Here is a 24,774-nt window from a genome sequence, read left to right on the forward strand (position 1 = left end):
CGGGCTTGGGGGCGGGCCCCCTCCGCGCGGAGGGCGGCCTCAGCCGGGGTCGCCGAGCCGGCGGTAGGCGGGGCGGAGGATGTCCAGCAGAGGGATGTGGCGTACCTTCACGGCGGGCGGCTCCAGGGCGCGCAGCAGCAGCTCCGGCGGCGCGGCGGCCCCGCCGGGACGGGGGCGCAGGCGGCCGAGCGGCACCGATGACGCGTAGAAGTCGCCGGTGCGCTCGGCGAACGGGACGTCGTCCACGTGCAGCGGGTCCTGCGGCTCCTCCTCCTCGTCCGGCGTCCCCCGCAGGGCCTCCAGCAGCGGCTCCTTGGCCCGTCCCCGCCAGGCGAGCACCAGGAACGGGTCCTGGTCGAACGCCTCGCCGAGCAGGTAGAGCACGGCGGACAGATGCTTGCACGGCGACCCCCAGTCGGGGCACGAGCAGTCCATGTCCAGCTCGGCGGCGCCGGAGGGGAACAGCGGCAGCCCGAGGTCGTCGAACACCCCGACGATCTCGGGAGGCATCTCGCCCGCCAGGAGCTTCGCGCGGTACAGCGCCTGCCCGGCCAGGGCGTCCTGGACGGCGGCCCAGGCGTCCGCGCCGTAGGCGGGGATGCGGATCGAGACGTGGTAGGGGGCCGGCCGCGACCCCTGGACCGCCGCCTCGACCCGCCCGGCCGCCAGGTCGATGGACAGCACCTGGCCCTTCCTCGCGTAGGAGCGCCCGCGGCTGAGCCGTCCGGCGTCGCAGACGCGTTCGAGGATGTCGATGAACCTGCGCGACCACCACTGCTCGCCGATCGAGCCGCGCCTGCTGCGCGCCTGGATGCCGCCCTCCACCTTGATCGGCGCGGCGGCCTCGAACCAGCCGTCCTTGCCCAGGGGCATCTCAGCTCACCGCCTTCGGGCCGGACCTCGGGGACACCGGCATCTCAGCTCACCGCCTCCGGGCTCAGGCGGAACAGCTCGCGCAGTTGCTCGGTGGACAGGTCGGTGATCCAGTCTTCGCCGGCGCCGACGACGGTCTCGGCGAGGGCCTTCTTGCGCTCGATCATCTCGTCGATGCGCTCTTCGAGGGTGCCCACGCAGATGAACTTCCTGACCTGGACGTTCCTGGTCTGGCCGATGCGGAACGCCCGGTCGGTGGCCTGGTCCTCGACGGCGGGGTTCCACCAGCGGTCCACGTGGATCACGTGGTTGGCCGCGGTGAGGTTCAGCCCGGTGCCCGCCGCCTTGAGCGACAGCAGGAAGACCATGGGCTCCTCGTCGTTCTGGAAGCGCTCGACCAGCTCGTCGCGTCTCTTCTTGGGCAGCCCGCCGTGCAACCACAGCACGGGCCGGTCGAGATGGGAGGCGAGGTAGGGCTGCAGCAGCGACCCGAACTCGGCGTACTGGGTGAAGACCAGCGCCTTGTCCCCCTCCTCGACGATCTCCTCGGCCAGCTCCTCCAGCCGCGCGAGCTTGCCCGAGCGCCCGGCGAGCCGGGAGCCGTCCTTGAGCAGGTGGGCGGGGTGGTTGCACACCTGCTTGAGGCGGGTCATGGTCGCCAGGACGTTGCCGCGCCGCTCGATGCCCTCGCTGTCGTCGATGCGGGCGAGCATGTCGTTGACGACGGCCTGGTAGAGGCTGGCCTGCTCGGGCGTGAGCGTGCACCACACCTTCATCTCCAGCTTCTCCGGCAGGTCGGAGATGATCGTCTTGTCGGTCTTGAGGCGCCGCAGCACGAACGGGCCGGTGGCGCGCTTGAGCGCACGCGCGGCGTCCTGGTCTCCGCGGGCCTCGATGGGCTCCTGGTAGCGGTCGCGGAACCGCTTGGCCGGGCCGAGCAGGCCGGGGTTGCAGAACTCCATGATCGACCACAGCTCGGCCAGGTGGTTCTCCACCGGGGTGCCGGTCAGCGCCAGCCGGGTGCGCGCCGGGATGGAGCGCACGGCCTGGGCCTGCCGGGCGGCGCTGTTCTTGATCGCCTGGGCCTCGTCGCAGACCACCCTGCCCCAGGTGAACCCGGCCAGGACCGGCGCGTCGCGCAGCGCCGTGCCGTAGGTGGTGAGGACCAGGTCGGCCTCTCGCACGGTTTCGGCCAGCTCCTCGTCGCGCTTGCGGGTGCCGCCGTGGTGGACGTACACGCGCAGCGAGGGCGCGAACCGCTCGGCCTCCTTGTGCCAGTTGCTCACCAGCGACATCGGGCACACCAGCAACGTCGGCGCCACCGCTCCGCCGGAGGCGCGCTCCTCCAGCAACAACGACAAGGTTTGGGCGGTCTTGCCCAATCCCATGTCGTCGGCCAGGATGCCGCCGAGGCCCAGGCCGGACAGGAAGCTCAGCCATGACAGGCCGCGTTCCTGGTAGGGGCGCAGGCTGCCGTTGAAGGTCTGAGGGGTGGCCAGGGCCGACAGCCGCCGCTCGGCCTCGCCGGACAGCAGGTCCCCGAGCGGGCCGTCGGCGTCCACGCCGATCAGGGGCAGCTCCTCCTCGCCGCCGCCGACGACCTCCTGGATCACCTCAGCGACGGTCATCTGCCCCGACCTGCGCCGCTCCAGCACCGACAGGGCGGCCTTGAGCTGGCGGTCGTCCAGCTCGACCCACTGGCCGCGCACGCGGACGAGCGGGACCTTCAGCCGGGCCAGCTCCTCCAGCTCCTCCTCGCTGATCGTGTGATCACCGACGGCGAGATCGACCTTGAAGTCGACCAGCTCGCCGAGGCCGAACCCCTGGCCGGCCGCCGCCCGCGACGGCGTCGCCGTGCGGGAACGGGTGGTCAGCCGCAGGCCCAGCCCTTTGCGCCCGGCCCACGCGGGGAGGCTGACGCCGTACCCGGCGGCCTGGAGCAGCGGCGCGGACCGGCGCAGGAAGCCGAACGCCCACGCGGTGTCCACCACCATGCCGGACGGCCGGGGGTCGCGCAGGGCCGTGTGCAGTTCGGGGCACAGCCGCACGGCCCGGCCGAGCCCGGCGAGCAGGACCTCGTCGGGGCGTCTGGGCAGCCCGGGGACGCGCTCGCCCCGCCACAGCATGCCCGCCGGCACGTACAGGCTCGGGTCGTCGACCGACTGGAGCGCGAACTCCAGTTCCCAGGCGTCCTGGTCCCCGGCACCGTGGTCCTCCTCGCCCCCCTGCCCCGGCCCGTCGCCCCGCTCGGAGCCGTTCTCCCGCTGGAAGCGGTTCGCCTGCTCGGGGCCGTACCGGCCGCCCTCTTCCGGCACCGCCAGGTCGCGGCGCGGCTCGATGAGGCGGAAGCAGACGCGGATCGGCCCGTCCAGTTGCCGGGCCGAGGCGTGCCAGTCGACGAGCGCGCCGGCGAGCGCCTCGGCCTCGCGGCCGCCGGCGCCGGGGACGGCGGCATCGGGGGTGGTGAGGGCCGACAGCCACCGCTCGGGCAGCGCGCCCGCGGGACCTGGGCGGTTGCCGCGCAGCAGCCTGTCCGGCAGCGACAGCCGGACGGCGCCGTCCGCCAGGGCCGCGAGGGCGTCGCGCAGGACCTCGGCCGCGGGGTGTTCGCCGCCGGCCGCGCGGACCACCGGCGGCATGGCGGCGGCCAGCTCGCGGAAGGCGGCGGCGTCCGCGCCGGTCAGGACGGGCAGCCAGCGGGCGGCGTAGCCGCCGCCCTCGGCGAGCAGCTGGGGCAGCACCCTGCCGCGCCGCACGAGCGCCCGGGCGTGCTCGGCCACGACGGCGAGGTAGCGCAGTGATCCTCCCGCCCCCCACTCGGGGCCGCCGGAAACGGGCGGGGCGGCGTCGTGCGCGCCCGAAGCGGGCGGGGCGGCGTCGTGCGCGCCGGACAGCGTGCCGAGCAGGCGGAGCGCCGCGGCCGGCGGCAGGAACAGGGCGGGAACCTGCCAGGACGAGATCTTGGGGGCGCGCGCGGTGGTCGGCAGGCCGGACTCGGGAGAGGGCAGCGGCGCCCGGGCCGTCCCGGGGAGCCACAGGGTCATCGCCCCGCCGGTGGCGGCGTTCGCGGCCGCGCGCCCGTCGGTCTCGCTCGCCCACCGGCCCGGCGCGGCCCCGGTCACCCGGGGGACGCCGTCCCCGGCGGCCGTGGCGGGCAGGGGGGTGGTGACGACCAGGCCGAGCGCGGCGGCGAGGGTCGCGGAGGGCGTGGCGCAGGGGTGCGGCCGCCCGGCGCCGGGCCGTCCGCGCGCGGGAGCGGGCCGCTCGGCGGACGGGGAGGAGGCGGGCCCTCCCCGCGCGCTGACCTCCTGCCCGGCGGGCGGGGAGGACGCGGAGGTGTCCTCCGCCCATAGCGCCAGGCCACGACCGGTCCATGCCCCGTGGACCACGAGCACGCGTCCACCCCCCGTCCGCCTGCGCCGCCCGGCTCCCCTGCCATCGGCCGCCGCCGGAGCGCCGTTACGCGCCGGCGGGCCGTTCCCGCGCTCCGCACGGTACCGGCCCCGGCCCCCACTCGGCGCCCGGGCGCGACCGACATCCGGTCTGATGGGTCATAGGGTATATGCGTGAGTTTTAAGCCTGATGAGAGCGATGTTGTGATCCTGGACGGCGGTCTCGCCACACACCTGGAGGCCCTCGGCTGCGACCTGCGCGACGAGCTGTGGTCGGCCAGGCTCCTGCTGGAGGACCCCTCGGTCGTCCGCCGGGCGCACCTCGACTACTTCGCCGCCGGCGCCGACGTGGCCACGACGGCGAGCTATCAGGCGAGCTTCCCCGCGTTCGTCCGGCGCGGCAGGGTCTGGGACGAGGCCCGCGCGCTCATCCAGCTCTCCGTCGAGCTCGCGATCGAGGCCCGCGACGAGGCGGGCGGCGGCATGATCGCGGCCAGCGTCGGCCCGTACGGCGCCTACCTGGCCAACGGCGCCGAGTACACCGGCGACTACGACCTGGACGAGGACGCCCTGGTCGAGTGGCACCGTCCCCGCTGGGAGGTGCTGGCCGAGAGCGGCGCCGACCTGCTGGCCTGCGAGACCATCCCCTCCTACGCCGAGGCGCGCGCCATCGCCCGCCTGCTCCGCGAGACCCCGAACGTCAACGCCTGGGTGAGCTTCTCGTGCCCGGACGGCGACCACGTCGGCGACGGCACGAAGCTGGCCGACTGCGCCGCGCTGTTCGCCGGCAACCCCCAGGTGGTGGCCGTCGGGGTCAACTGCACCTCGCCGGGCGACGTCAAGAGCCTGATGGGCCACATCAGCGGCTCGCCGATCGTGGTGTACCCCAACTCCGGCGAGGGATGGGACGCGGAGAACCGCCGCTGGACCGGGATCGCCGACCCCCTGGAGTTCGGGGCCGCCGCCCGCGAGTGGCGCGCCGCGGGCGCGGCCTTCATCGGCGGCTGCTGCCGCACGACCCCCGAGCACATCCGCCGAATCAAGGCCGAACTCGGCTGACCGGCCCGCGGGACGGGCATCCGGCGGGCGGGAAAGGGCTGGTCATCGTGTTCTCCGTCGGACCCGGGCGGCGCGGAAGAAGATAGTGGCCCGCCGGTAACACTGTGGTCATCCGCGAGCATCACGGCGGCAACATTGTCACGGTTCACTCCTGACAGGCACCGATGCACGGCTGTCAACAGGAGGCGCGATGACGTCCCCGCCGCATCCGCCCGACCAGCGGGCCGGAGGGCAAGGGGCTCCGCCGGGGGCCGGGCTGAGCCTTGACGCCGCCGCGATGACCACCCGCGAGATCAACCGGTCACTGCAGGCCCTCCCGTGCGGACGGGCCGTCGTGGCCAACCCCGGCGGGCGGCACAACCTGGCGGTAGGGCTGGACGCCCCGGTCCACGTCGAGATCGACGGGCCCGCGGGCTTCTACGCCGGCGGGCTCGGCAAGCGGGCGCGCGTCACCGTCAACGGCTCCGCCGGCGGCGGCACCGGCGAGAACCTCATGTCGGGCGACGTCCACGTGCGCGGCTCGGCCGGGCGCAGCACGGCGGCCTCCGCGCGCGGCGGAGTCGTGGTGGTGGACGGCTCCTGCGCCTCGCACGCGGGCATCTCCCTCAAGGGCGGCACGCTGGCGATCGGCGGCGACGCGGGCGCCTACTGCGGGCACCTCGCCCAGTCCGGGGTGATCCTGGTCGGCGGGAACGCCGGCCCGTGCCTCGGGGACTCGCTGTTCGAGGCGGTCGTCTACGTCAACGGGAAGATCGCCGGGCTCGGCGACGGAGCGGTCATCGAAGAGCTCGACGAGCACGACGCGACGTTCGTGAAGGTCCTCGCGGACGGATGCGGGTTCGACCATGTCGCGCCCTCCCAGGTGACCAAGGTCGTCTCGGCCCGCCGCATGTACCAGATGCACGCCCGTCACGACGACCACGGGGCCTACTAGCCGCCCGTCCCCCGCTGATGGACGCGGGGGATCTCCACCCATCGACCTACGCCGAGGACAGGATGAGCCACACCTTCTCCCCCGAGGTGATCGCGCAGATCCAGGAACGCGCCAGGCTCGGCGGCGGCGCGGTGCGCGGCTGGGGCGCCAGGCGCGCCGTGCCGAGCTTCGACGACCTGCTGCTGCTGCCGGCCGGCCTGTCCTCCGGCCTGCCCGAGGGGCACCGGGAACGCTGCGACACCCGCACCATCCTCGGCACCCGGCACGCCGAGGAGCCCGTCGTCCTGGACATCCCCATCACGATCGCCGGGATGTCGTTCGGCGCGCTGTCGTCCGCGGCCAAGGAGGCGCTCGGGCGGGCGGCCGGCATGACCGGGACCTCGGCGACGACCGGCGAGGGCGGCATGGCCCCGGTCGAGCGCGGCGCCGCCAAGACGCTGGTCTACCAGTGCCTCCCCTCGCGGTACGGCTTCGACCCCGACCACCTGCGCTCTGCCGACGCCGTCGAGATCGTCCTCGGCCAGGGCGCCGTGCCGGGCGGCGGCGGGGTGCTCCTCGGCCAGAAGGTCACCACCCCCGTGGCGTTCATGCGCGACCTGCCCGAGGGCGTGGACCAGCGCTCGGCGAGCCGCCACCCCGACTGGTACGGGCCCGAGGGCCTGCGCGTGAAGATCGAGGAGCTGCGCGAGGTCACCTCCTGGCGCATCCCGGTGTACGTCAAGATCGGCGCGGCGCGGGTGGCCTCGGACGTCCGGCTCGCGGTCGAGGCGGGCGCGGACGTGATCGTGGTGGACGGCATGCAGGGCGGCACGGGGGCCGCCGCGGACGTGTTCATCGAGCACACCGGCGTCCCGACGCTGGCGGCGACGCGCATGGCGGCCGACACGCTGCGCGCGATGGAGATGGAGGGCCGGGTCCAGCTCGTCGTCTCCGGGGGCGTGCGCAGCGGCGCCGACGTGGCCAAGGCGCTGGCCCTCGGCGCGGACGCCGTGTCGATCGGGGTGGCCGCGCTCATCGCGCTCGGCTGCAACTCCCCCTCCGACGACACCGGAGCCGACGTCAGCCTCGGCTACCGGGCGCTCGGCACCGTGCCCGGCTCGTGCACGGCCTGCCACACCGGCGGCTGCCCGGTGGGCATCGCCACCCAGGACGACATGCTCGCCGACCGGCTCGACCCCGACTTCGGGGCCGAGCGGGTGGCCAACTTCCTGCGCGCGCTGGCCACCGAGACCACGATGCTCGCCCGCGCCTGCGGCAAGTCGTCGGTCCACCAGCTCGGCACCGACGACCTGGTCGCCCTCACGGTGGAGGCCGCGGCCATGGCCCGCGTCCCCCTGGCCGGCACCTCGTGGATCCCCGGCGCCCCGGCGACCTGACCGCGCCGCCCGGCTATCGGCGCGGGCCGTAGGTGGAGGAGCAGTAGACGCCGTTCACGCCGTAGTACAGGGGGACGGGGGTGGCGCCGGTATGCGCGGCGGTGAAGCCGACCTGCACCGATGCGCCGGGCGCGATGACCTTGTTCCAGGCCAGGTTGCGGGCGGTGAAGAAGGAGTCGGTGCGGCTCCACACCGCCGAGTGGCCCGAAGTCAGGCGCGGAGCGGGCTCCTGCCACCTGATGGACAGCGTCCAGCCGGCGATCGGGGCCGTGCCGGTGTTCTTGAGCGTGATCCAGGCGTTCTGGCCCGTCCGCCACGCCACGAACTCGTAGGTCACGTCGCACGCGAGGCTCGGCGGCGTCCGGGTGGGGGTCGGGGTGGCCGTCGGCGAGGGGAGCCCGCCGCGGGCGAGGGCCACGAACGGGTCGGATGGCGCGCTCTGGTTGCCCGCCGCGTCCCTGGCGATCACGATGTAGGTGTAGGTCCTCCCGATGACCACGTCGTCATCTCCGAAGGCCGGATACGAGGACGTCCCGACCTGGACGTACCCGGTGTCCCCCTGCCGGTAGACGTCGTAGGCGACGACCCCGACGTCGTCGGTGGACGGCGTCCAGCAGAAGAGCACGTACAAGGTGTCGGAGGAGCAGGGCTCGTAAAGACCGGTCGGCTTCGACGGCGGCGTGGTGTCGGCGGCGGACACGGCGCCCGAGCCGGACGCCGGGCTCGCCGGGGCGGCGGCGTACGCCCCGGAGACGGCGGTCAGAGCGAGGGCGAGCGACGCGACGGCCGAAGCCGCCCACCTACCCCATGAACATGGTGCGCGGAGTCCCATCCGATCCCTCCAGCGATGCACGACGGCGACGACCTCTCCCTGCGAGCATCGAACGCCTGGCGCGCCCCGAGAAGGGACCCTCGCTCCCCGCGCCCGGATGCGCTGGTCGTGCATGAAGCTTTCATCCGGGACGCCGGTCACCGCGACGCGGCACGAGCCTGGGGGCTCAGCCGGTGGAGCGGGCGAGGGAGCCGGTCACCGGGTCGCCGCCGGGGCGGCCGGGGCGTGGCCGTCCGGGGATGAAGTAGGTGATCGCGGCGCCCAGGAGGGACACCCCGCAGGCGATCAGCAGGGCGACCTGGAGGCCGCGCAGGGAGGGCAGCGTGTACGGGCCTGCCGCCGCCAGGGTCATGTGGGCCAGCACGACGCTGGTCACCGCGCTGGAGGCCGAGGTGCCGATCGAGCGCATCAGCGCGTTCAGCCCGTTGGCGGCGGCGGTCTCCGACGCCGGCACCGAGCTCATGATCAGCGCCGGCATCGCGGCGTAGGCCAGGCCGACCCCGGCCGCGATCACCGACCCGCCGATCACGACCTCCCACGCCGAGCGCATCAGGCCCAGCGTGGCCGCGTACCCGGCGGCGATCACCAGTGTGCCGGCCATCAGGGCGACCTTCGGCCCCCACCGCCGCGACACCCGCGCGGACACCGGCGAGAGGAGCATCATCACCAGGCCGCCGGGCGCCAGGCAGAGCCCCGCCTCGACCAGCGACAGCCCGAGCCCGTACCCGGTGGCGGGCGGGCTCTGCAGCAGCGTGGGCAGCACCAGCGACATCGCGAACAGCGCGAAGCCGACGACCACCGAGGCCAGGTTGGTCAGCAGGACGGGGCGGCGCGCGGTGGTGCGCAGGTCGACCAGCGGCGCGCGCAGGCGCAGCTCCATCAGGCCCCAGGCGAGCAGGACGGCCACGGCGGCGGCGAACAGCCCGAGGGTCGGGGCGCTCGTCCACCCCCAGTCGCCGCCCTTGGTGATGGCCAGCAGCAGGCAGACCAGGCCCACCGTCAGGCCGATGGCGCCCGGGACGTCGAACGTGCCGGCGGCACGTAGCGGCGACTCCGGGACGATCAGCGCGACCAGCAGCAGGTTGACCGCCCCGGCCGCGGCGGCCATCCAGAACAGCGCGTGCCAGTCGGCGTGCTGGGCGATGAAGGCGGCGAGCGGCAGGCCGATGGCGCCGCCCACGCCGAGGGTGGCGCTCATCAGCGCCATCGCCGAGGGGAGCCGCTCGGGCGGCAGCTCGTCCCGCATGATGCTGATGCCGAGCGGGATCACCCCGATGGCGCACCCCTGGAGCACCCGCCCGGCGACCACCGGGATGAGCCCCTCCGACAGCGCGCAGACGACGGATCCGATGATCATCAGCAGCAGGCTGGCGAGCATGACGCGCCGCTTGCCGTACAGGTCGCCGAGCCTGCCGCTCACCGGGTTGCAGACCGCGGCGGCGAGCAGCGTGGCGGTGATGATCCAGGAGGCGTTGGCCGCGGAGGTGTGCACGAGGCGCGGCAGGTCGGGGATGAGCGGCACGACGATGGTCTGCATCAGCGACACGACGATGCCGCAGAACGCCAGCACCGCCACCACCACGCCCGGCGCCCGCACCCGGGAGCCGGGCTCCGCTCCGTCCTCCTTCTTTGGAGGGCCGCTCTCCGAAGCCGAAACGCTCATGAACCGTCCCCGATCATTGATCACTAAAAGTGTGCACAAGCACGATACATACCCGTTGATCACGATCTTTTCCCGCCTCGTCCCCCGCCCGCGCACCCCCGCGATCAGCGGAGGATGCGGCGCGAACCCGCCGTTTCCCCAGCGCCGCCGCACCCCCGCGTCCCCTGGGCGGCAGGCCGCCGGAGCTCGCGCGTGTGATAGACGTACGACACCTGGCGCACGCCGTGCCGGCACGTTCCGCTGAACGCCGGCCATTGGAGGAGCGCGGATGTCCACGGGAGCGCCGGGGGCCGCCCGCCCGCCGCAGGACCACCGACCACCGCACCAGACCGCCGGCACGCCGTGAGGCGTGCGGCGCGGATCACACCAAGGAGGAACATCGTGCTGTCATGGGGTATCGCCGCCACCGGCGGAATCGCGCGCACCGTCGGGAAGGTGATCGCCGCCGAACCCGGCATGCGCGTCGCCGCCGTCGGGTCGCGCGACCTCGGCCGGGCGTCCGCGCTCGCCGCCGAACTGGGCGCGCCGCGCGCGTACGGCTCGCACGCCGAGCTGGTGCTCGACCCGGACGTCGACGTCGTGTACGTGGCGACGCCGCACTCGCACCACCTGCCGGTGGCCGAACTGGCCATCGCCGCGGGCAAGGCCGTGCTGTGCGAGAAGCCGCTGGCGCTGAACGCCGCCGAGGCCGAGCGCATGGTCAAGCTCGCCCGCGACGCCGGGGTCTTCCTCATGGAGGCCATGTGGATGCGGTTCAACCCGCTGGTCCAGCGGCTGCACCGCATGATCGGCGAGGGCGCGCTGGGCACGCCGCGCTCGGTGGCCGCGTCGTTCGGGTTCCCACTGCCCTACGACCCGGCGCACCGGCTGTGGGATCCGGCGCTCGGCGGCGGGGCCCTGCTCGACCTCGGCATCTACCCGATGGGGCTGGCGCAGCTGCTGCTGGGCGAGCCCGACGCCATGGACGTCACCGGTTCGCTGTCGGCCGGCGGGGTCGACGCGGAGGCGGGGCTGCTGCTGTCGTGGAACGGCGGGGCGCGGGCGCTGCTGGACACCTCGCTGCTCAGCCCGCTGTCCAACGCGGCCACGGTGACCGGCACATTGATGCGCGCCGAGCTGGAGGCGCCGTTCTACGCCACCCGGCGCATGCTGCTGCACGGCCCGTCCCGCGAGCCCGAGGAGCACGTCATCGCGCAGTCCGACAACGGCTACGCGGGCGAGATCAGGGAGGTCCGCGACGCGCTCGCCGAGGGCCGCGCCGAAAGCGCGATCATGCCGCTGGACGACTCCCTCGCCATGGCCCGCCTGCTGGACCGGGCGCGCGAGCACGTCGCCCGGTCCGCCGCGCCGCCGTCCGACATGGCCGCCGAGGTTCGTTGATCAGCCGGGTGACGAGGCCGAGACTGATCATGTGAGGTCCTGTGTCCGCGCCGAGGTCCGTGTCGACGGTGTCGTCCAGGGGGTGGGGTTCCGCCCCTTCGTCCACCGGCTCGCCACCGATCTCGGCCTGCGCGGAATGGTCGGCAACGACGAGCGCGGCGTGTTCATCGAGGTGGAGGGCGCCTCGGGCGCCGTCGCCGCGTTCGTGCGCGCGGTGCGCGAGCGGCCGCCGCCGCTAGCGGTGGTCGACCGGGTCACCTCGCGCGAGATCCCGGTCACCGGCGAGCCGGGGTTCGGCATCGTCCCGAGCACCGGCGCCGGACGAGGCCGCGCCCTGATCTCGCCCGATGTCGCCACCTGCGATGACTGTCTGCGCGAGCTGGCGGACCCGGCCGACCGCCGGTTCGGCTACCCGTTCGTCAACTGCACCGCCTGCGGCCCGCGGTTCACGATCGTGCTGTCCTCGCCCTACGACCGCGCGGGCACCACGATGGCGTCCTTCCCGTTGTGCGAGGCGTGCGCCGCGGAGTACCACGACCCGGCGAGCCGGCGCTTCCACGCCCAGCCGGTGTGCTGCCCGGCGTGCGGCCCCCGCCTGCGGCTGGTGGACGCCGCGTCCCGCGAGATCCCGGGCGACCCCTTCGCCCGGGCCGCGACCCTGCTGCGGCGCGGGCTGGTGCTGGCCGTCAAGGGCATCGGCGGGTACCACCTGGCGGTGCGGGCCGGCGACGGGCGGGCGGTGGCCGGGCTGCGCGCCCGCAAGCGCCGCGAGGACCGGCCGTTCGCGCTCATGGCGGCCGACCTGGACGCGGCGCGGCGGCTGTGCGACGTCGGCCCGGAGGAGGAACGGCTGCTGACCGGCAGGCAGCGGCCCATCGTGCTGCTCGGCCGCCGCCCGGACGCGGCGATCGCCCCCGCCGTCGCCCCGGGCGCCCGCTCGCTCGGGGTGATGCTCCCCTACTCCCCGCTGCACCACCTGCTGCTGCGCCGCTTCCCCGAGCCGATCGTGCTGACCAGCGGCAACCTGTCCGACGAGCCGATCGCCTACACCGACGAGGCGGCGTTCGAGCGCCTGCGCGGCATCGCCGACGCCTTCCTGACCCACGACCGGCCCATCCACACGCGCACGGACGACTCGGTCGTGCGGGTGTTCCGCGGCCGGGAGCTGCCGCTCCGCCGGTCGCGCGGCCACGTCCCCTCCCCGCTGCCGCTCGCCCGGGGGCCGCGCCGGCCGGTGCTCGGGTGCGGCGCCGAACTGAAGCACACCTTCTGCCTGGCCGAGGGCAGCCGGGCCTTCGTGTCGCACCACATCGGCGACCTGGAGAACTACGAGACCCTGCGGTCGTTCGTCGAGGGCGTGCGCCATTTCGAGCGGCTGTTCGGCATCCGTCCCGCGGTGGTGGCGCACGACCTGCACCCGGAGTACCTGTCCACCAAGTACGCGCTGGACCGCGAGGACGCCGAGCGGATGGGCGTGCAGCACCATCACGCGCACATCGCCTCGTGCCTGGCCGACAACGGCGCGCAGGGGCCGGTGATCGGGGTGGCCTTCGACGGCCTGGGGTACGGCGCGGACGGCACGCTGTGGGGCGGGGAGTTCCTGGTCGCCGGCCTGGCCGGGTTCCGGCGGGCCGGCCATCTGGCGGCGGTGCCGCTGCCCGGGGGCGCCGCGGCGGTCCGGCAGCCCTGGCGGATGGCCGCGGCCTACCTCGGCGGCGGCGCGCCGCGGTCGCTCGGCGTCCGGGCGCGCAACGCGGCCCTGTGGGACGCCGTGGTGACCATGGCGGGGCACGGGGTGAACGCACCACTGACCTCGAGCGCGGGGCGGCTGTTCGACGCGGTGTCGGCGATCGTCACCGGCCGCGACGCGGTGACCTACGAGGGACAGGCCGCCGTCGAGCTGGAACAGCTCGCCGACCCCCGCGAACGCGGCGCCTACCCCTGCCGCCTGCTCACCGCCCCCGCACCGGAACCGTCCGGCGGCTTCGCGGCGGAGGGACGCGACCTGGTCGAGGCGGCGCTGGAGGACGTGCTGGCCGGGGTGGCGGCCCCGGTGGTCTCCGCGCGGTTCCACAACGGCGTCGCCCGGCTGATCCTCTCCGGCTGCCTGCGGGTGCGCGAGGACACCGGACTGACGGCGGTGGCGCTGTCCGGCGGCGTGTTCCAGAACATGCTGCTGCTGGAGCGGGCGTGCGCCCTGCTGGAGGACCACGGGTTCACGGTGCTGACGCACCGCCGGGTGCCGCCCAACGACGGGGGGATCAGCCTCGGCCAGGTCGCGGTGGCCGCCGCCCGGCAGCGGCGCTCCGGCGAGGCGTGACCCCCGGACGCCCCGTGAGCAGAAGCCGCGGGCCGCCGCGAGGAGCCGCAGGCGGACGCGGGGAGGCGCGGCCTGCCCACGGGAGCCTCGGTGAGCGGCCGGCGGGCGTGGCGGGTGGTCAGGAGGCCGGGGTGGAGCCGGACTTCCTGGCGGCGCGGGCCATCTCGACCTTGGCGCTGGCGGCGTACTTGTCGACGTACTCCTGGCCCGACAGCTCCATGAGCGCGTACATGATCTCGTCGGTGACGGCGCGCAGGACCAGGCGGTCCTCCTCCATGCCGTAGTAGCGGGAGAAGTCCAGCGGCTTGCCGTACCGCACGCCCGGGCGGATGCCGAGCTTGGGGAACGGCCGGCCGGTGGGCATCATCTCGAAGGTGTTGACCATCGCCCAGGGGATCACCGGCACGCGCGACTCCAGCGCCAGGCGGGCCACGCCGGTCTTGCCCTTGTAGAGGCGGCCGTCCGGCGAGCGGGTGCCCTCGGGGTAGATGCCGAGGATGTGGCCCTCGCGCAGGACGCGCAGCCCCGTGCGCAGCGCGGCCTCGCTGGCCTTGCCGCCGGAGCGGTCGATGGGCACCGTGCCGACGCCGGTGAAGAACGCCCGGCTCATCAGCCCCTTCACGCCGCGCCCGGTGAAGTACTCGGCCTTGCCGAGCGAGATGACCTTGCGGGGCAGCGGGAGGGCGCCGAAGAAGTGGTCGGCGAAGGACAGGTGGTTGCCCGCGAGGATGACCGGACCCTCTTTGGGGACGTGGTCGGTGCCCTCCGACCAGGGGCGGAACACCAGATGAAGGAACGGAGCCAGAATGGCCTTCACCACCCAGTAGAACACTCGGGCACTCCTTCTCCGGCTCACGCGGTCGCGACACGCCCGTCTCACAGGCGTGGCGTCATCTTCGCATGCCCACGACACACCACCTACACCTCGCCGTGCGCCGTCCGCGACACCCTGGCCCGCGGATCTCGCGGGCGGGCCCCGAACATGCGACGATCAGGCGAGCCGCACCAGGAGGGAACCATCATGCCGCTCATGCCCGGTTCCGAGCCGTACGAGCACGAGGGTGGCGAGGTCGGGGTGCTGCTCTGCCACGGCTTCACCGGGACGCCGCAGTCGCTTCGCCCATGGGCGAAGCACCTGGCGGCGGCCGGCCTGACCGTCTCGCTGCCCCGCCTTCCCGGGCACGGGACGACCTGGCAGGAGATGAACCGCACGCGGTGGGAAGACTGGTACGCCGAGCTGGAGCGGGCTTTCGAGAACCTCAGGGGCCGCTGCGCCGAGGTGTTCGTCATGGGGCTGTCCATGGGCGGGTGCATGGCGCTGCGGCTGGCGGAGGTCCACGGCCGGGCCGTGCGGGGCGTGGTGGTGGTCAACCCCTCCATCGTCAACGACGTGCCCCTGCTGAAGCTGGCCCCGGTGCTGAAGTTCGTGGTGTCCTCGGTCGCCGGGGTGGCCAACGACATCAAGCGCGAGGGCGTGACCGAGCTGGGTTACACCCGCACGCCGGTCAGGGCGGCGGCCACGCTGCCCAAGCTGTGGTCGCTGGTGCAGTCGGAGCTCGGCCGCGTCACCCAGCCGGTGCTGGTCTACCACAGCCCCGAGGACCACGTGGTGAAGCCGGCCAGTGTCGAGTTGTTGCGCAAAGTGCTCGGCGCGAACCTGACCGTGCGCGAATGCGCCGACAGTTACCACGTCGCCACACTGGACAACGATGCGCCTCTGATATTCGAGGGGAGCCTGGACTTCATCAGGGCCCACGCGTCGGTACCCTTGCAGAGAGACTGATCCGGCCCCCTGCCCCGGCCCGCGTCAGGCGGCGAGACGTGGCGGCGGCCCCGAGCGATGCGATCCAGGAGCCACCCACCGAGCAACGGTCAGCAGCACGAGCAATCCAGCGAGCGCGCCCATGAGCATTGGAACGAATCGAAGTGACCGGTGACGCCACAGAGCGATGAGGACGAGGTCTGGCGTCAGATCGTCGCCTCCTTCAACGAGACCGCCGAACCGACCTCGGGCGCGCAGCCGTGGCCGGATCGTGAGAACGTCCCCGTCGACGACGCCCCCCAGGCGGTGAAGGCCGAGGTCCCCGCGGAGGTTCGTGAGGACGAGCGGGACGACGCCGTCGCCGAGGACGACGGTGACCATTACGTTCCCCCGCCCCCTCCCCCGCTGCCGAAGATGGACTCCGGCACCAAGATCGCCTGGCTGGCGCTCTTCGGCGGCCCGGCCTATCTCCTGCTGGCCGCGCTCCTGTCGTGGCCGATGGAGGGGTGGATCATCTTCGCCGCCATCTCGGCGTTCATCGGCGGCTTCGTCGCGCTGATCGTCCGCATGGGCGACGGCTCACCGCCCGACTCCGGCTGGGACGACGGCGCGGTCATCTGAGCGGCCCCTGCCAGGTGGTGCCGCGCGGCGCCGGTCACCGCGCCGTGGGAGCACCGGTGGTGCGGGCCGGCGCGGCAGCGTCGCTCTTGGCCTCCGCGGGCTGGAAGCGCTCGATCACGTCGGTGTAGCGGTCGGCCGCGTCCACGACGTGCCCGACGGCCATGGTGAGGTCGCCGACGTGGGTGACCGCCTGCAGGCGCATCGTGCGCGGCCGGGCGGACTCCTCGCCGCGGACGACCCGCCAGCCGGACCCGCCGCGCAGCAGATAGGCCTCGCCCGGGTGCGCGGGGTCGAACCCCGACACCCAGAAGTGGCCCTTGCCGTCGCCGGTGACGCCGTAGAGCTCGGCGTAGCGGTCGGGCGCCTCGGCCCGCCGCCAGCGCTTGCCGTTCCACTCGAGGATCAGCGGGGAGATCTTGCCGCCGTCGTGGTAGACCCCGCCCACGGCGACGGCCTTCTTCGGCCCTTGCATGGAGACGTCGCGCAGGTAGCCGCCGGCGATCGAGGGCGTGGGGACGCTCTTCCACGCGCCGTCCGACAGCCGCATGACCAGCGGCTGTGACCCGCCGTCGCCGACCGCCCAGCCGTCGCCCTTGCGGGTCAGCGCGACCCCGTACAGCATGCCCTTGCTCTTGCCCTTGACGGTGGTCCAGCCCTTCGCCGTGGAGGTGGCGATCAGCGGCTGGCCGCCGCGTCCGCCCACGGCGACCATGCGGCCCGGGACGGCGTCCACCCCGCCGAGCCAGTCGCCCGTGCCGAGCTGCGGCACGCTCACGCGGTCGAACACCGAGCCGTCGCCGCGCACCACGTAGGGCAGGCCGTCGTGGCCCTCGCCGACCGCCCAGATCTCGCGCGGCGTGGCCGCGGCCACCGACCTCAGGTGACCGGCGCTGGAGGCGTCGTTGCGGATGCCCACCTCGGTCCAGGCGGCGCCGTCCCAGTGGGTGATGACGCCGCGGTTCTGCCAGGCCTCCCAGACGTCCTCCTGGCCGACGGCCCAGATGTCGGTCTTGGACAGCCCTGCCACGTCGGACAGCGAGCCGTCGCTCTGGAGCCGCGCGGTGGCCGACTCCTGGAACATGCCGACCGGCCCGCGCTCGGCGGCACGCGGGCGGGGCGGTTCGGCGTGCGCGTGGGCCGCGGGCATGGTGCGGACGAGCGCACCGGTCAGCACTCCGGTCAGCAGCACGCACAACGGCAACGCACGCCTCGGCAGGCGGCGGGACATGACCAAATCGTACGTCTCCCGCCATCCCGCGCGCGGAAGCTACCCGAGTGTTGACCAAACGGTCACCTGAACACAGTCCGCCCGTCGACGCGATCACACCGCCAGGCCCCGCCACACTCGCCCCCGAGCCACGGCGGCGCGGTCATTTCCGGCGTTCGCCATCGGGCCGGGGTGGCGCGCGGTCATCCCGCCAGGCGTTCGCCGCCGGGCGGGGCCACGAGGAGCTCGGCCAGGACGGGCAGGTGGTCGGTGGCCGCCCGCAGATCGGCGGCGGCGGCGTCCACTCCCCCGCACGAGCGCACGGCGACGCCGGGCGCGGCCAGCACGGCGTCCAGGCGCTTGCCCGGCCGCCGGGCGGTGAAGGTCAGCCCATCGCCCCGGGGCGCCAAGGGGTAGCAGTCGGCCAGCGTGCGGGTCAGGTAGTCCCAGGTGGGCCCCCCGGGCTGCTCGTTGACGTCGCCGGCGAGCACCAGCGGCGCGCCGAAGCGGCGGGAGACGTCCTGGGCCAGGCCCATGATCTCCACCGCGTGGCACAGCCGGGCGGCGGCGCGCAGGTCCAGGTGGACCGAGGCGACGGTGAGCGCCACGCCGTCGCGCTCGACCACCGCGATGGCGACCCCGCGCCGTTCGAGCCCGGCGAACGGCCGCAGCAGGTGGCTCTCGGCGTGGACGGCCCGCGTGCCGGGGCCGGCCATCACGGCCACGCCGCCCCAGCGCCGCCCGGTGACGATGCGCAGGCCGGCGGCGCGGGCCAGCCACGCCCGCCTGCGGCGCCATCGCAGCAGGCGGGGGGCCTCCTGGAGGCACAGGACGTCGGGCGCCATGGCCCTGACGACCCGCGCCAGAGCGGCGTTGTCGTCGTACATGGAGCGCACGTTGTAGGTGCCGACGCGGATCACCATGGAGCGCGGACGCCTCCGGAACGGGTCTGACGGCCCGGGCGGGCGGGGATGGCACCCGGCCGCGCGGAGGCGGCCGGGTGGCGTGGTCAGGGGTGGCGGGCGAGGTCGGCGGCGCCGACCAGGCCGGCGGAGGGCCCGAGCTCGGCGGGGCGGATGTCGGCGTGCGGGCGGTGCTCGCGCCCGGTGAGCGCGCGCCGGAACGCCGCGCGGGCATGGTCGATCCACAGGTCGGCGGCGCGGGAGACGCCGCCGCCCAGGATGAACCGGCCCGGGTCGAGGACGGCGGCGAGGTCGGCCATGCCCTGGCCGAGCCACTCGGCCATCGTCGAGAACGCCGTGAGCGCCGCGTCGTCGCCGTCCCTGGCGGCCTGGGTGATGTGCGTGCCCTCGATGCCGTCCACCGACCCGCCGGCCAGCTCGAGCAGCCGCCGGGCGCGCCCGGGCTCGGCCTCGGCGAGCAGCCGGGCCTCGTGCACCAGGGCGTTGCCGCTGGCGTACTGCTCCCAGCAGCCGAGGTTGCCGCAGCCGCACAGCCGCCCTTCGGGGACGACCTGCATGTGGCCCATCTCGGCGCCCATGCCCCACCGGCCGCGGTACAGGGCGCCGCCGAAGACCAGGCCGCCGCCGATGCCGGTGCCGACGGTCACGCACACCACGTGGCTCTCGCCGCGCCCGGCCCCGAAGCGGTACTCGCCCCAGGCCATCGCGTTGGCGTCGTTCTCCACCACGACGGGGAGGCTCACCCGCTCGGCGACGGCCTTCTGCAAGGGCTCCTCGCGCCAGGCGAGATTAGGGGCGAACCGGACGATCGACCTGGTCTCGTCGACGAACCCCGCCGCTCCCAGCCCCACGGCCTCGACGTCGTGGCGGCCGGCGAGCTCGAGGACGGCCTCGGCGATCGTCTCGGCCACCTTGTCGGGGTCGTCGGCGGGGGTGGGTCGCAGGAGGTTCTCCACGATGTGGCCGTCCTCGTCCACGACCCCGGCGGCGATCTTCGTGCCACCGACGTCAACGCCGATCGTCAGCGCCATTTCTCATCCCTTCACCTCAGCCCAGGTCGATGTGCTGAACCCGGGTGTCCGTGTCGCCGGCGCCCCTCGGCGAGGCCGGTCGCGACACGGCGTCCACCGCCTGGCGGAACGCGGCGAGAAGCTCCCCGCCCGCGGTGATCAGGTGGTCGGTGACGTCGCCGCCGGCCTCGCGGCGGGCGGCCTTGAGCCGGCAGACGGGGCAGGCACGGCAGATGTACTCATCGTCATCGTGCCCCGACACCGCCTCGGCCCACACATCACCGGACGCGCGGCCGGAGCCGCCGCCGAGGGCCTGCCCGAGGCCGTGGCCGAGCCCGGCCACCGAGCCCTTGACCAACCCCTTGCCGACCTCGCGGCCGACCCGCTGCTGCAGCGCGTCGAAGAGCTTGCGCGCCTCCTCGGCCACCGAGCCCAGCGGGTCGGCGGTCTGGCCGCGCGCGTCGCGGGAGTCGCGCGGCCGGTCGCCTTCGCGCCGCCGGAACCACTCGTCGCGCACGGCGTCGCGCCGCTCGTCCTCGCGCTCTCGCTCACGCTGCTGGAACCACTCGTCCCGCGGCACGGCGCGCGGGCCGGCGTCCTCGCCTCCGGCGGGACGCGGCCGGTCCTCTCCGCCGGGCGCGGCGGGACGCGGCCGGTCGTCTCCGCCGGGCGCGGCGGGACGCGCCTTCCGGGCGTCGCTGTCGTTCACTTCGATGCCGTCGGCCGGCGTGCCGGCGTCGCGGTCGTTCATCTCGGTCATCAGGCCCCTCCTGCCTCGAACCGTACCCGGAGGCGCCCGTCGAGGAGCACGGCGTCGCTCACGGATCTGCGGGCGAGTGCGGCGGGGAGGGCGAGGACCCTGCGGTATGAGCCCGCGGTGATGATCAGCTCGTCGCCCTTGCGGGCCAGGCCGACCTCCGACCGGTCGGCGAGGGGCAGCGCGAGGGTGAGCTCGTGGAGATCGTCTTTGGAGCGGACGGTCAGCGGCGGCTCGCCGGAGGGAGGCGCGAACGGGTCGGTGCCGGCGTACAGCCGTTCGGCCAGGCCCGCGAGCGCCTCGGCGCCGACCGGCTCGGCGGGCAGGTAGGGGACGGTGTGGACCGGCAGCGGCGCGAACGACTCTCCGACGGCCGCCAGATGGCGGGCCTGCGCCGCCACCCAGCCGCTGCGCCAGGCGTCGCCGCCGTCCTCGGGGAACACCCGGTTGGCCACGACGCCGTCGACGCGGTAGCCGTACAGGCTGAGGGAGGTGAAGGTGCGCCGCGCCTCGGCGACGACGACCGCCTCGGGGGTCAGCACCAGGCGGACCGAGGCGCCGCCGCCGCTCAGCAGCTCGCGCACCTCCATGAGCCCGGCGTGCAGCCGCTCGCCGGCGCTGACGACGGCGTCCTCGGGCAGGCTGAGCCGGGCGACGTGCCGGACGAGCGGGGCGAGGGCGCGCAGCAGCCGGCGGCCGGCGGGGAGCAGGCGGTGGACATGCCAGTCGAGGGCCTCGGGAAGGGCCAGCAGCCTCAGGGTCTCGGCGGTGGGGGCGCAGTCGACGACCACCACGTCCCACCGGCCGGTGCGCACCTGGTCGCACAGCTCGAGCAGGGCGATGACCTCCTCGGCGCCGGGCAGCACCGTGAGCTCCTCGGAGGTGACCCCGTCCAGGCCGAGCTCGGCGAGCAGGCCCCGCGCGTACTCGCGCAGCTCGCCCCAGTGGCGCTCCAGCGCCCGCTGGGTGTCGACCTGCTGCAGGTACAGGCCGGGCTCGACCTCCGACGGCTCGCCGGAGCCGGGCACGCCGAGGGCGTCGGCCAGGGAGTGGGCGGTGTCGGTGGAGACCACGAGCGTCTTGAGCCCCCGGCGGGCGGCGAGCGTGGCGGTGGCCGCGGCGACGGTGGTCTTGCCCACTCCTCCCTTGCCGGTGAAGAGCAGGATGCGCGGCGCCTCGGCGCTCATCGGCCCTCGACGCGCTTCTTCAGACCCTTCAGAGCGGTGTCGACGATGACCTTCTCGGCCTTGCGCTTGACCATGCCGATCATCGGCACCTTGAGGTCCACGGCCAGCTCGTAGGTCACCTCGGTGGCCTCGCCCGCGCCGACGAGGCGGTAGCTGCCGGTCAGCCCGGACAGCATCTTGCCGGACTCGACCATCTCCCAGTCGACGGCCTGGTCGCCGTGCCAGCGGTAGCCGAGGGTGTACTCGTCGGTGATCACCCCCGCGTCGAGGGCGAACCGGACGGTGTCGGGGCGGCCGTCCTCGCCCACGGACAGGACCTCGGCGGACCTCACCTGACCGGCCCACTCGGGGTAGGCGGCGAAGTCGGCGATGACGGCCGTGATCGCCGCCGGGGCGGCGCCGATCGTGATGCTGGACGTGGTGCGATCAGCCATGGGCTTACCGTACTCGTTCGCCGTTCCCCAGCGAACGCCCGAGGGTGTGATCTTCGCGGCGGCCGGGAACGCTCCTGCCCGGCGGCGCCCGGAAGCGGGACGGCACCCCTTTCGAGGGGACCGTCGCGCCGGTCACAGGTCGAGGGCGAAGGGGTGCCCCCGGCCGCGGAAGTGGCCGACGTTCACGCACTCGGTGCGGCCGATGCGGGTGCGCGCGGCCAGCGGCTGGTGCACGTGCCCGAACAAGGCGTACCGGGGCTGGGTCGCCCTGATCGCCTCCAGCGTGGCCTCGCTCCCCCGCTCGAAGCGCCGCGCCACCACGTCGTACAGCAGGTCGGGCACCGCGGGCGGGATGTGGCAGCACAGCACGTCGACCGCGCCGACCGCCTCGACCTTGCGGGCGAACTCCTCGTCGTCGACCTCGTTCGGGGTGCGGTAGCGCGTGCGCAGGCCTCCGCCGACGAACCCGAAGGTGAGCCCGCCGATCTCGGCGGTCTGGCCGTCGAGCACATGGTGGCCTTCCCTGAGGTGCTCGCCCCACAGACGGGGCACGTCGACGTTGCCGTAGGTGAGGTAGGCGGGCGTCGGCATGGCGGCGAAGATGCGGGCGTACTGGGCGCGGACCGCCCGCTCGATGTGCTCGCGCGGCTCGCCTCCGAGCGCCTCCCACAGGCGGGCCGACATGCCGCGCGCCTCGTCGAAGCGGCCGGCCGTGCGCAGCGCGATGAACTCGGTGGCGCGCTCGTGGCCGAACAGCTCGGCGAAGATCCCCTGCGAGTGGTCGGCGTAGTCGACGAACAGCAGCAGGTCGCCGAGGCAGACCAGCGCGTCGGCGCCATCGGCGGCGCGGGCGAGGGCGTCGATGCGCCCGTGGACGTCGCTGACGACATGGACCCGCATGACGCACATAGTAAACGGGGCGCCCCCGGGCCGGCCGCCGCGTAGGGGGCCGCCGCGTGGGAGGCGGGCGCGGGCGACACGCCGGACGCGCCGTGCGGGCACCGGGTCCGGGGCCGCGGCCCTGATAGCGTGGTCGGGCCCTTCGGAACGCCGTCTACCGCACCGTCGGCCCGACGCGATAGCGTCCAGGGCGACCACCGGGAAACACCGCCTCCCGGCATGCGTTCGAAGGAGTGACCGTGCGCGAGTACAGCGTTCCCGTGCTGGTGGACGTCCCGCTGTCGGACAACTGCGCCGACATCGTCTTCGAGCGGGGCGAGCAGGAGCCGGGCACGGTGGTGATCAACCGTAAGTCCGGCGAGTCCTGGACGCCCGTCACCGCCGCCGAGCTGCGCGACCAGGTCGCGGGAGTGGCCAGGGGGCTCATCGACGCCGGCGTCGAGCCGGGCGACCGGGTGGCGCTGATGTCGCGCACCCGCTACGAGTGGACGGTCGTCGACTACGCCATCTGGGCCGCGGGCGGGGTCAGCGTGCCCATCTACGAGACCTCCTCCCCCGAGCAGGTGCGCTGGATCCTCACCGACAGCGGCGCCAAGGCCGTCATCGTCGAGTCCGAGGCCCACGAGCGCACGGTCCGCGAGGCGCTTTCCGGCATCGCCGGGGAGCCGTCGGTGTGGTGCCTGGACAACGGCGCGCTCGCCGAGCTGACCGCGGGCGGCGCGGACGTCTCCGAGGAGACGCTCAAGGAGCGCCGGCTGGCGCGGGGCGGCCTCGACCTCGCCACCCTCATCTACACCTCCGGCACGACCGGGCAGCCGAAGGGCTGCCGCCTCACCCACGACAACCTGCTGTTCACCGCGCGCAACGTGGCCAGGGGCCCGCTGGAGGCGCTGTTCGAGCTCGACGGCCGGGCCGCGCTGCTGTTCCTGCCGCTGGCCCACAGTCTGGCCCGCATCATCGAGATCGTCCTGATCGAGACGGCCACCGTCCTCGCCCACACCCCCAACATGAAGAACGTCGCGCCCGACCTGCAGGAGTTCAAGCCCACCTTCCTGCTGGGCGTGCCGCGGGTGTTCGAGAAGGTCTACAACGCCGCCGAGCAGAAGGCCTCCTCCAGCGGCGCGCTCACCGGCAAGATCTTCCACCGCGCGGTGCAGGTCGCGGTGGCGTGGAGCCGCGCCGAGAGCGCCGGCGGGGCGGGCGCGGGCCTGCGGCTGCAGCGGGCGGTGTTCGACCGGCTCGTGTACGCCAAGCTGCGCGCGGCCACCGGCGGCCGGCTCAGCGCCGCGGTGTGCGGCGGCTCGGCCCTGGGCGAGCGGCTCAGCCACTTCTTCAGGGGCGCCGGCATCGAGATCTTCGAGGGCTACGGGCTCACCGAGACCTCGGCCCCCTCGGCGGTCAACATCCCCGGGGCCAACAAGATCGGCACGGTCGGCAAGCCGTTCCCCGGCGTGACGATCGCCGTGGCCGACGACGGCGAGGTGCTGGTCAAGGGCCGCCACGTCTTCGACGGCTACTGGAACAACCCAGAGGCGACCGCCGAGGCCATCGACGAGGACGGCTGGTTCCACACCGGCGACGTCGGCTCGCTGGACGCCGACGGCTACCTGCGCATCACCGGAAGGAAGAAGGAGATCATCGTCACCGCCGGCGGCAAGAACGTCGCCCCGGCCCCCATGGAAGACCGCATCCGCGCCCATCCGCTGGTCAGCCAGGCCATGGTGATCGGCGACGACCGGCCGTTCGTGGCGGCGCTGGTGACGCTGGACCCCGAGGCCCTCGGGCCGTGGAAGCAGGCCAACGGCAAGGCGGGCGTCTCCGACGCCGACCTGTGCGCCGACCCTGACGTCCTGGCCGCCGTGCAGAAGGCCGTGGACGAGGCGAACATCCTGGTCTCCAAGCCCGAGCAGGTGAAGAAGTTCGCCATCCTCCCCACCGACCTCACCGAGGAGAGCGGTCATCTGACCCCGTCGCTCAAGGTCAAGCGCAACGTGGTCGCGCGCGACTTCGCCAAGGACATCGAGGCCATCTACGGCTGAGCCCGGCACTCGTCGCCGCGTCCGGACCGCTTTGCCCTACCGGCGGTTGTTCTCGCTGATGAGGACCGCTCTATACGATGGTTTGGCCGGGCACTGGACGCGAAC

The 24,774-nt window shown here is 74.1% G+C and carries 20 protein-coding genes; 8 read left to right on the top strand and 12 right to left on the bottom strand.

Translation table 11 applies throughout. The features are described from left to right. Positions 1-39: 39 nt before the first annotated feature. Positions 40-873, bottom strand: coding sequence for an SWIM zinc finger family protein (locus ABZU32_RS23500; protein WP_354925041.1), 834 nt, complete (start codon positions 871-873; stop codon positions 40-42). Positions 874-917: 44 nt separating this feature from the next. After that, complete coding sequence (locus tag ABZU32_RS23505) at positions 918-4,268, bottom strand: SNF2-related protein (protein ID WP_354925043.1); 3,351 nt, start codon at positions 4,266-4,268, stop codon at positions 918-920. 171 nt (positions 4,269-4,439) lie between these two features. Here ABZU32_RS23505 and mmuM point away from each other — a divergent pair, with 171 nt between their 5' ends. The 3 genes from mmuM to ABZU32_RS23520 all read left to right on the top strand — a co-directional run bounded on the left by mmuM (position 4,440) and on the right by ABZU32_RS23520 (position 7,634). Further along, on the top strand, positions 4,440-5,324 hold the full coding sequence (gene mmuM, locus ABZU32_RS23510; protein ID WP_354925045.1) for a homocysteine S-methyltransferase: 885 nt from the start codon (positions 4,440-4,442) through the stop codon (positions 5,322-5,324). A 190-nt stretch (positions 5,325-5,514) separates the two neighbouring features. Beyond that, on the top strand, positions 5,515-6,258 hold the full coding sequence (locus ABZU32_RS23515; RefSeq protein ID WP_354925047.1) for a hypothetical protein: 744 nt from the start codon (positions 5,515-5,517) through the stop codon (positions 6,256-6,258). A 62-nt stretch (positions 6,259-6,320) separates the two neighbouring features. Continuing rightward, positions 6,321-7,634, top strand: a complete 1,314-nt coding sequence (locus ABZU32_RS23520) for an FMN-binding glutamate synthase family protein (protein WP_354925049.1) — start codon at positions 6,321-6,323, stop codon at positions 7,632-7,634. Between the two features lie 13 nt (positions 7,635-7,647). Here ABZU32_RS23520 and ABZU32_RS23525 read toward each other — a convergent pair whose 3' ends face one another. Together ABZU32_RS23525 and ABZU32_RS23530 are read right to left on the bottom strand one after the other, a co-directional pair. Next, the gene (locus tag ABZU32_RS23525; protein WP_354925051.1) at positions 7,648-8,334 is read right to left on the bottom strand and encodes a cellulose binding domain-containing protein; all 687 of its coding nucleotides are present in this window, start codon (positions 8,332-8,334) and stop codon (positions 7,648-7,650) included. 298 nt (positions 8,335-8,632) lie between these two features. Further along, positions 8,633-10,129, bottom strand: a complete 1,497-nt coding sequence (locus tag ABZU32_RS23530; RefSeq protein WP_354925053.1) for an MFS transporter — start codon at positions 10,127-10,129, stop codon at positions 8,633-8,635. Between the two features lie 381 nt (positions 10,130-10,510). Here ABZU32_RS23530 and ABZU32_RS23535 point away from each other — a divergent pair, with 381 nt between their 5' ends. Together ABZU32_RS23535 and hypF are read left to right on the top strand one after the other, a co-directional pair. Continuing rightward, positions 10,511-11,509, top strand: coding sequence for a Gfo/Idh/MocA family oxidoreductase (locus tag ABZU32_RS23535; RefSeq protein ID WP_354925055.1), 999 nt, complete (start codon positions 10,511-10,513; stop codon positions 11,507-11,509). 31 nt (positions 11,510-11,540) lie between these two features. Next, positions 11,541-13,829: a carbamoyltransferase HypF gene (gene hypF / locus ABZU32_RS23540; RefSeq protein WP_354925057.1), complete on the top strand. Its 2,289-nt coding sequence runs from the start codon at positions 11,541-11,543 to the stop codon at positions 13,827-13,829. Between the two features lie 118 nt (positions 13,830-13,947). Here the strand turns inward: hypF and ABZU32_RS23545 are convergent, their stop codons facing one another. Further along, positions 13,948-14,661 carry a lysophospholipid acyltransferase family protein gene (locus tag ABZU32_RS23545; protein ID WP_354925059.1) on the bottom strand — a complete coding sequence of 238 codons (714 nt, stop codon included), beginning with the start codon at positions 14,659-14,661 and terminating at the stop codon, positions 13,948-13,950. Between the two features lie 189 nt (positions 14,662-14,850). On the opposite strand from ABZU32_RS23545, the gene ABZU32_RS23550 reads away from it, so the two are divergent. After that, positions 14,851-15,612: an alpha/beta fold hydrolase gene (locus tag ABZU32_RS23550; protein WP_354843383.1), complete on the top strand. Its 762-nt coding sequence runs from the start codon at positions 14,851-14,853 to the stop codon at positions 15,610-15,612. 150 nt (positions 15,613-15,762) lie between these two features. Then, the gene (locus tag ABZU32_RS23555; protein WP_354843385.1) at positions 15,763-16,212 is read left to right on the top strand and encodes a hypothetical protein; all 450 of its coding nucleotides are present in this window, start codon (positions 15,763-15,765) and stop codon (positions 16,210-16,212) included. A gap of 34 nt (positions 16,213-16,246) precedes the next feature. Here ABZU32_RS23555 and ABZU32_RS23560 read toward each other — a convergent pair whose 3' ends face one another. From ABZU32_RS23560 to ABZU32_RS23590, 7 genes are all read right to left on the bottom strand, one after another. Continuing rightward, entirely contained in the window at positions 16,247-17,440 is a 1,194-nt protein-coding gene (locus ABZU32_RS23560; protein ID WP_354925061.1) for a hypothetical protein, read from the bottom strand. Positions 17,441-17,622: 182 nt separating this feature from the next. Next, positions 17,623-18,342 (bottom strand): endonuclease/exonuclease/phosphatase family protein, encoded by a 720-nt coding sequence (locus ABZU32_RS23565; protein WP_354925063.1) that lies wholly within the window; start codon positions 18,340-18,342, stop codon positions 17,623-17,625. An 86-nt stretch (positions 18,343-18,428) separates the two neighbouring features. Beyond that, complete coding sequence (locus tag ABZU32_RS23570; protein WP_354843394.1) at positions 18,429-19,373, bottom strand: ROK family glucokinase; 945 nt, start codon at positions 19,371-19,373, stop codon at positions 18,429-18,431. Between the two features lie 16 nt (positions 19,374-19,389). Then, positions 19,390-20,112: a hypothetical protein gene (locus ABZU32_RS23575; RefSeq protein WP_354925065.1), complete on the bottom strand. Its 723-nt coding sequence runs from the start codon at positions 20,110-20,112 to the stop codon at positions 19,390-19,392. Then, positions 20,112-21,296: an ArsA family ATPase gene (locus tag ABZU32_RS23580; RefSeq protein WP_354925067.1), complete on the bottom strand. Its 1,185-nt coding sequence runs from the start codon at positions 21,294-21,296 to the stop codon at positions 20,112-20,114. The genes ABZU32_RS23575 and ABZU32_RS23580 overlap by 1 nt, the downstream gene beginning before the upstream one ends. Continuing rightward, entirely contained in the window at positions 21,293-21,730 is a 438-nt protein-coding gene (locus ABZU32_RS23585; RefSeq protein WP_354925068.1) for an SRPBCC family protein, read from the bottom strand. The genes ABZU32_RS23580 and ABZU32_RS23585 overlap by 4 nt, the downstream gene beginning before the upstream one ends. A 132-nt stretch (positions 21,731-21,862) precedes the next feature. Further along, a complete protein-coding gene (locus ABZU32_RS23590) occupies positions 21,863-22,630 on the bottom strand; it encodes a metallophosphoesterase (protein WP_354843405.1) in 768 nt (255 codons plus the stop codon). 239 nt (positions 22,631-22,869) lie between these two features. On the opposite strand from ABZU32_RS23590, the gene ABZU32_RS23595 reads away from it, so the two are divergent. After that, positions 22,870-24,669 (top strand): long-chain fatty acid--CoA ligase, encoded by a 1,800-nt coding sequence (locus ABZU32_RS23595; protein WP_354925070.1) that lies wholly within the window; start codon positions 22,870-22,872, stop codon positions 24,667-24,669. The last annotated feature ends 105 nt before the right edge of the window (positions 24,670-24,774 follow it).

Source organism: Sphaerisporangium sp. NPDC005288, from assembly GCF_040607475.1.
Taxonomy (GTDB): Bacteria; Actinomycetota; Actinomycetes; order Streptosporangiales; family Streptosporangiaceae; genus Sphaerisporangium; species Sphaerisporangium rhizosphaerae.

Bases quoted from the DNA above. Each gene is read 5' to 3' on its own strand.
- ABZU32_RS23500 (WP_354925041.1), bottom strand. From the start codon at position 873: ATGCCCCTGGGCAAGGACGGCTGGTTCGAGGCCGCCGCGCCGATCAAG.
- ABZU32_RS23515 (WP_354925047.1), top strand. From the start codon at position 5,515: ATGACGTCCCCGCCGCATCCGCCCGACCAGCGGGCCGGAGGGCAAGGG.
- ABZU32_RS23520 (WP_354925049.1), top strand. From the start codon at position 6,321: ATGAGCCACACCTTCTCCCCCGAGGTGATCGCGCAGATCCAGGAACGC.
- ABZU32_RS23530 (WP_354925053.1), bottom strand. From the start codon at position 10,129: ATGAGCGTTTCGGCTTCGGAGAGCGGCCCTCCAAAGAAGGAGGACGGA.
- ABZU32_RS23550 (WP_354843383.1), top strand. From the start codon at position 14,851: ATGCCGCTCATGCCCGGTTCCGAGCCGTACGAGCACGAGGGTGGCGAG.
- ABZU32_RS23560 (WP_354925061.1), bottom strand. From the start codon at position 17,440: ATGTCCCGCCGCCTGCCGAGGCGTGCGTTGCCGTTGTGCGTGCTGCTG.
- ABZU32_RS23565 (WP_354925063.1), bottom strand. From the start codon at position 18,342: ATGGTGATCCGCGTCGGCACCTACAACGTGCGCTCCATGTACGACGAC.
- ABZU32_RS23570 (WP_354843394.1), bottom strand. From the start codon at position 19,373: ATGGCGCTGACGATCGGCGTTGACGTCGGTGGCACGAAGATCGCCGCC.
- ABZU32_RS23575 (WP_354925065.1), bottom strand. From the start codon at position 20,112: ATGACCGAGATGAACGACCGCGACGCCGGCACGCCGGCCGACGGCATC.
- ABZU32_RS23580 (WP_354925067.1), bottom strand. From the start codon at position 21,296: ATGAGCGCCGAGGCGCCGCGCATCCTGCTCTTCACCGGCAAGGGAGGA.
- ABZU32_RS23585 (WP_354925068.1), bottom strand. From the start codon at position 21,730: ATGGCTGATCGCACCACGTCCAGCATCACGATCGGCGCCGCCCCGGCG.
- ABZU32_RS23590 (WP_354843405.1), bottom strand. From the start codon at position 22,630: ATGCGGGTCCATGTCGTCAGCGACGTCCACGGGCGCATCGACGCCCTC.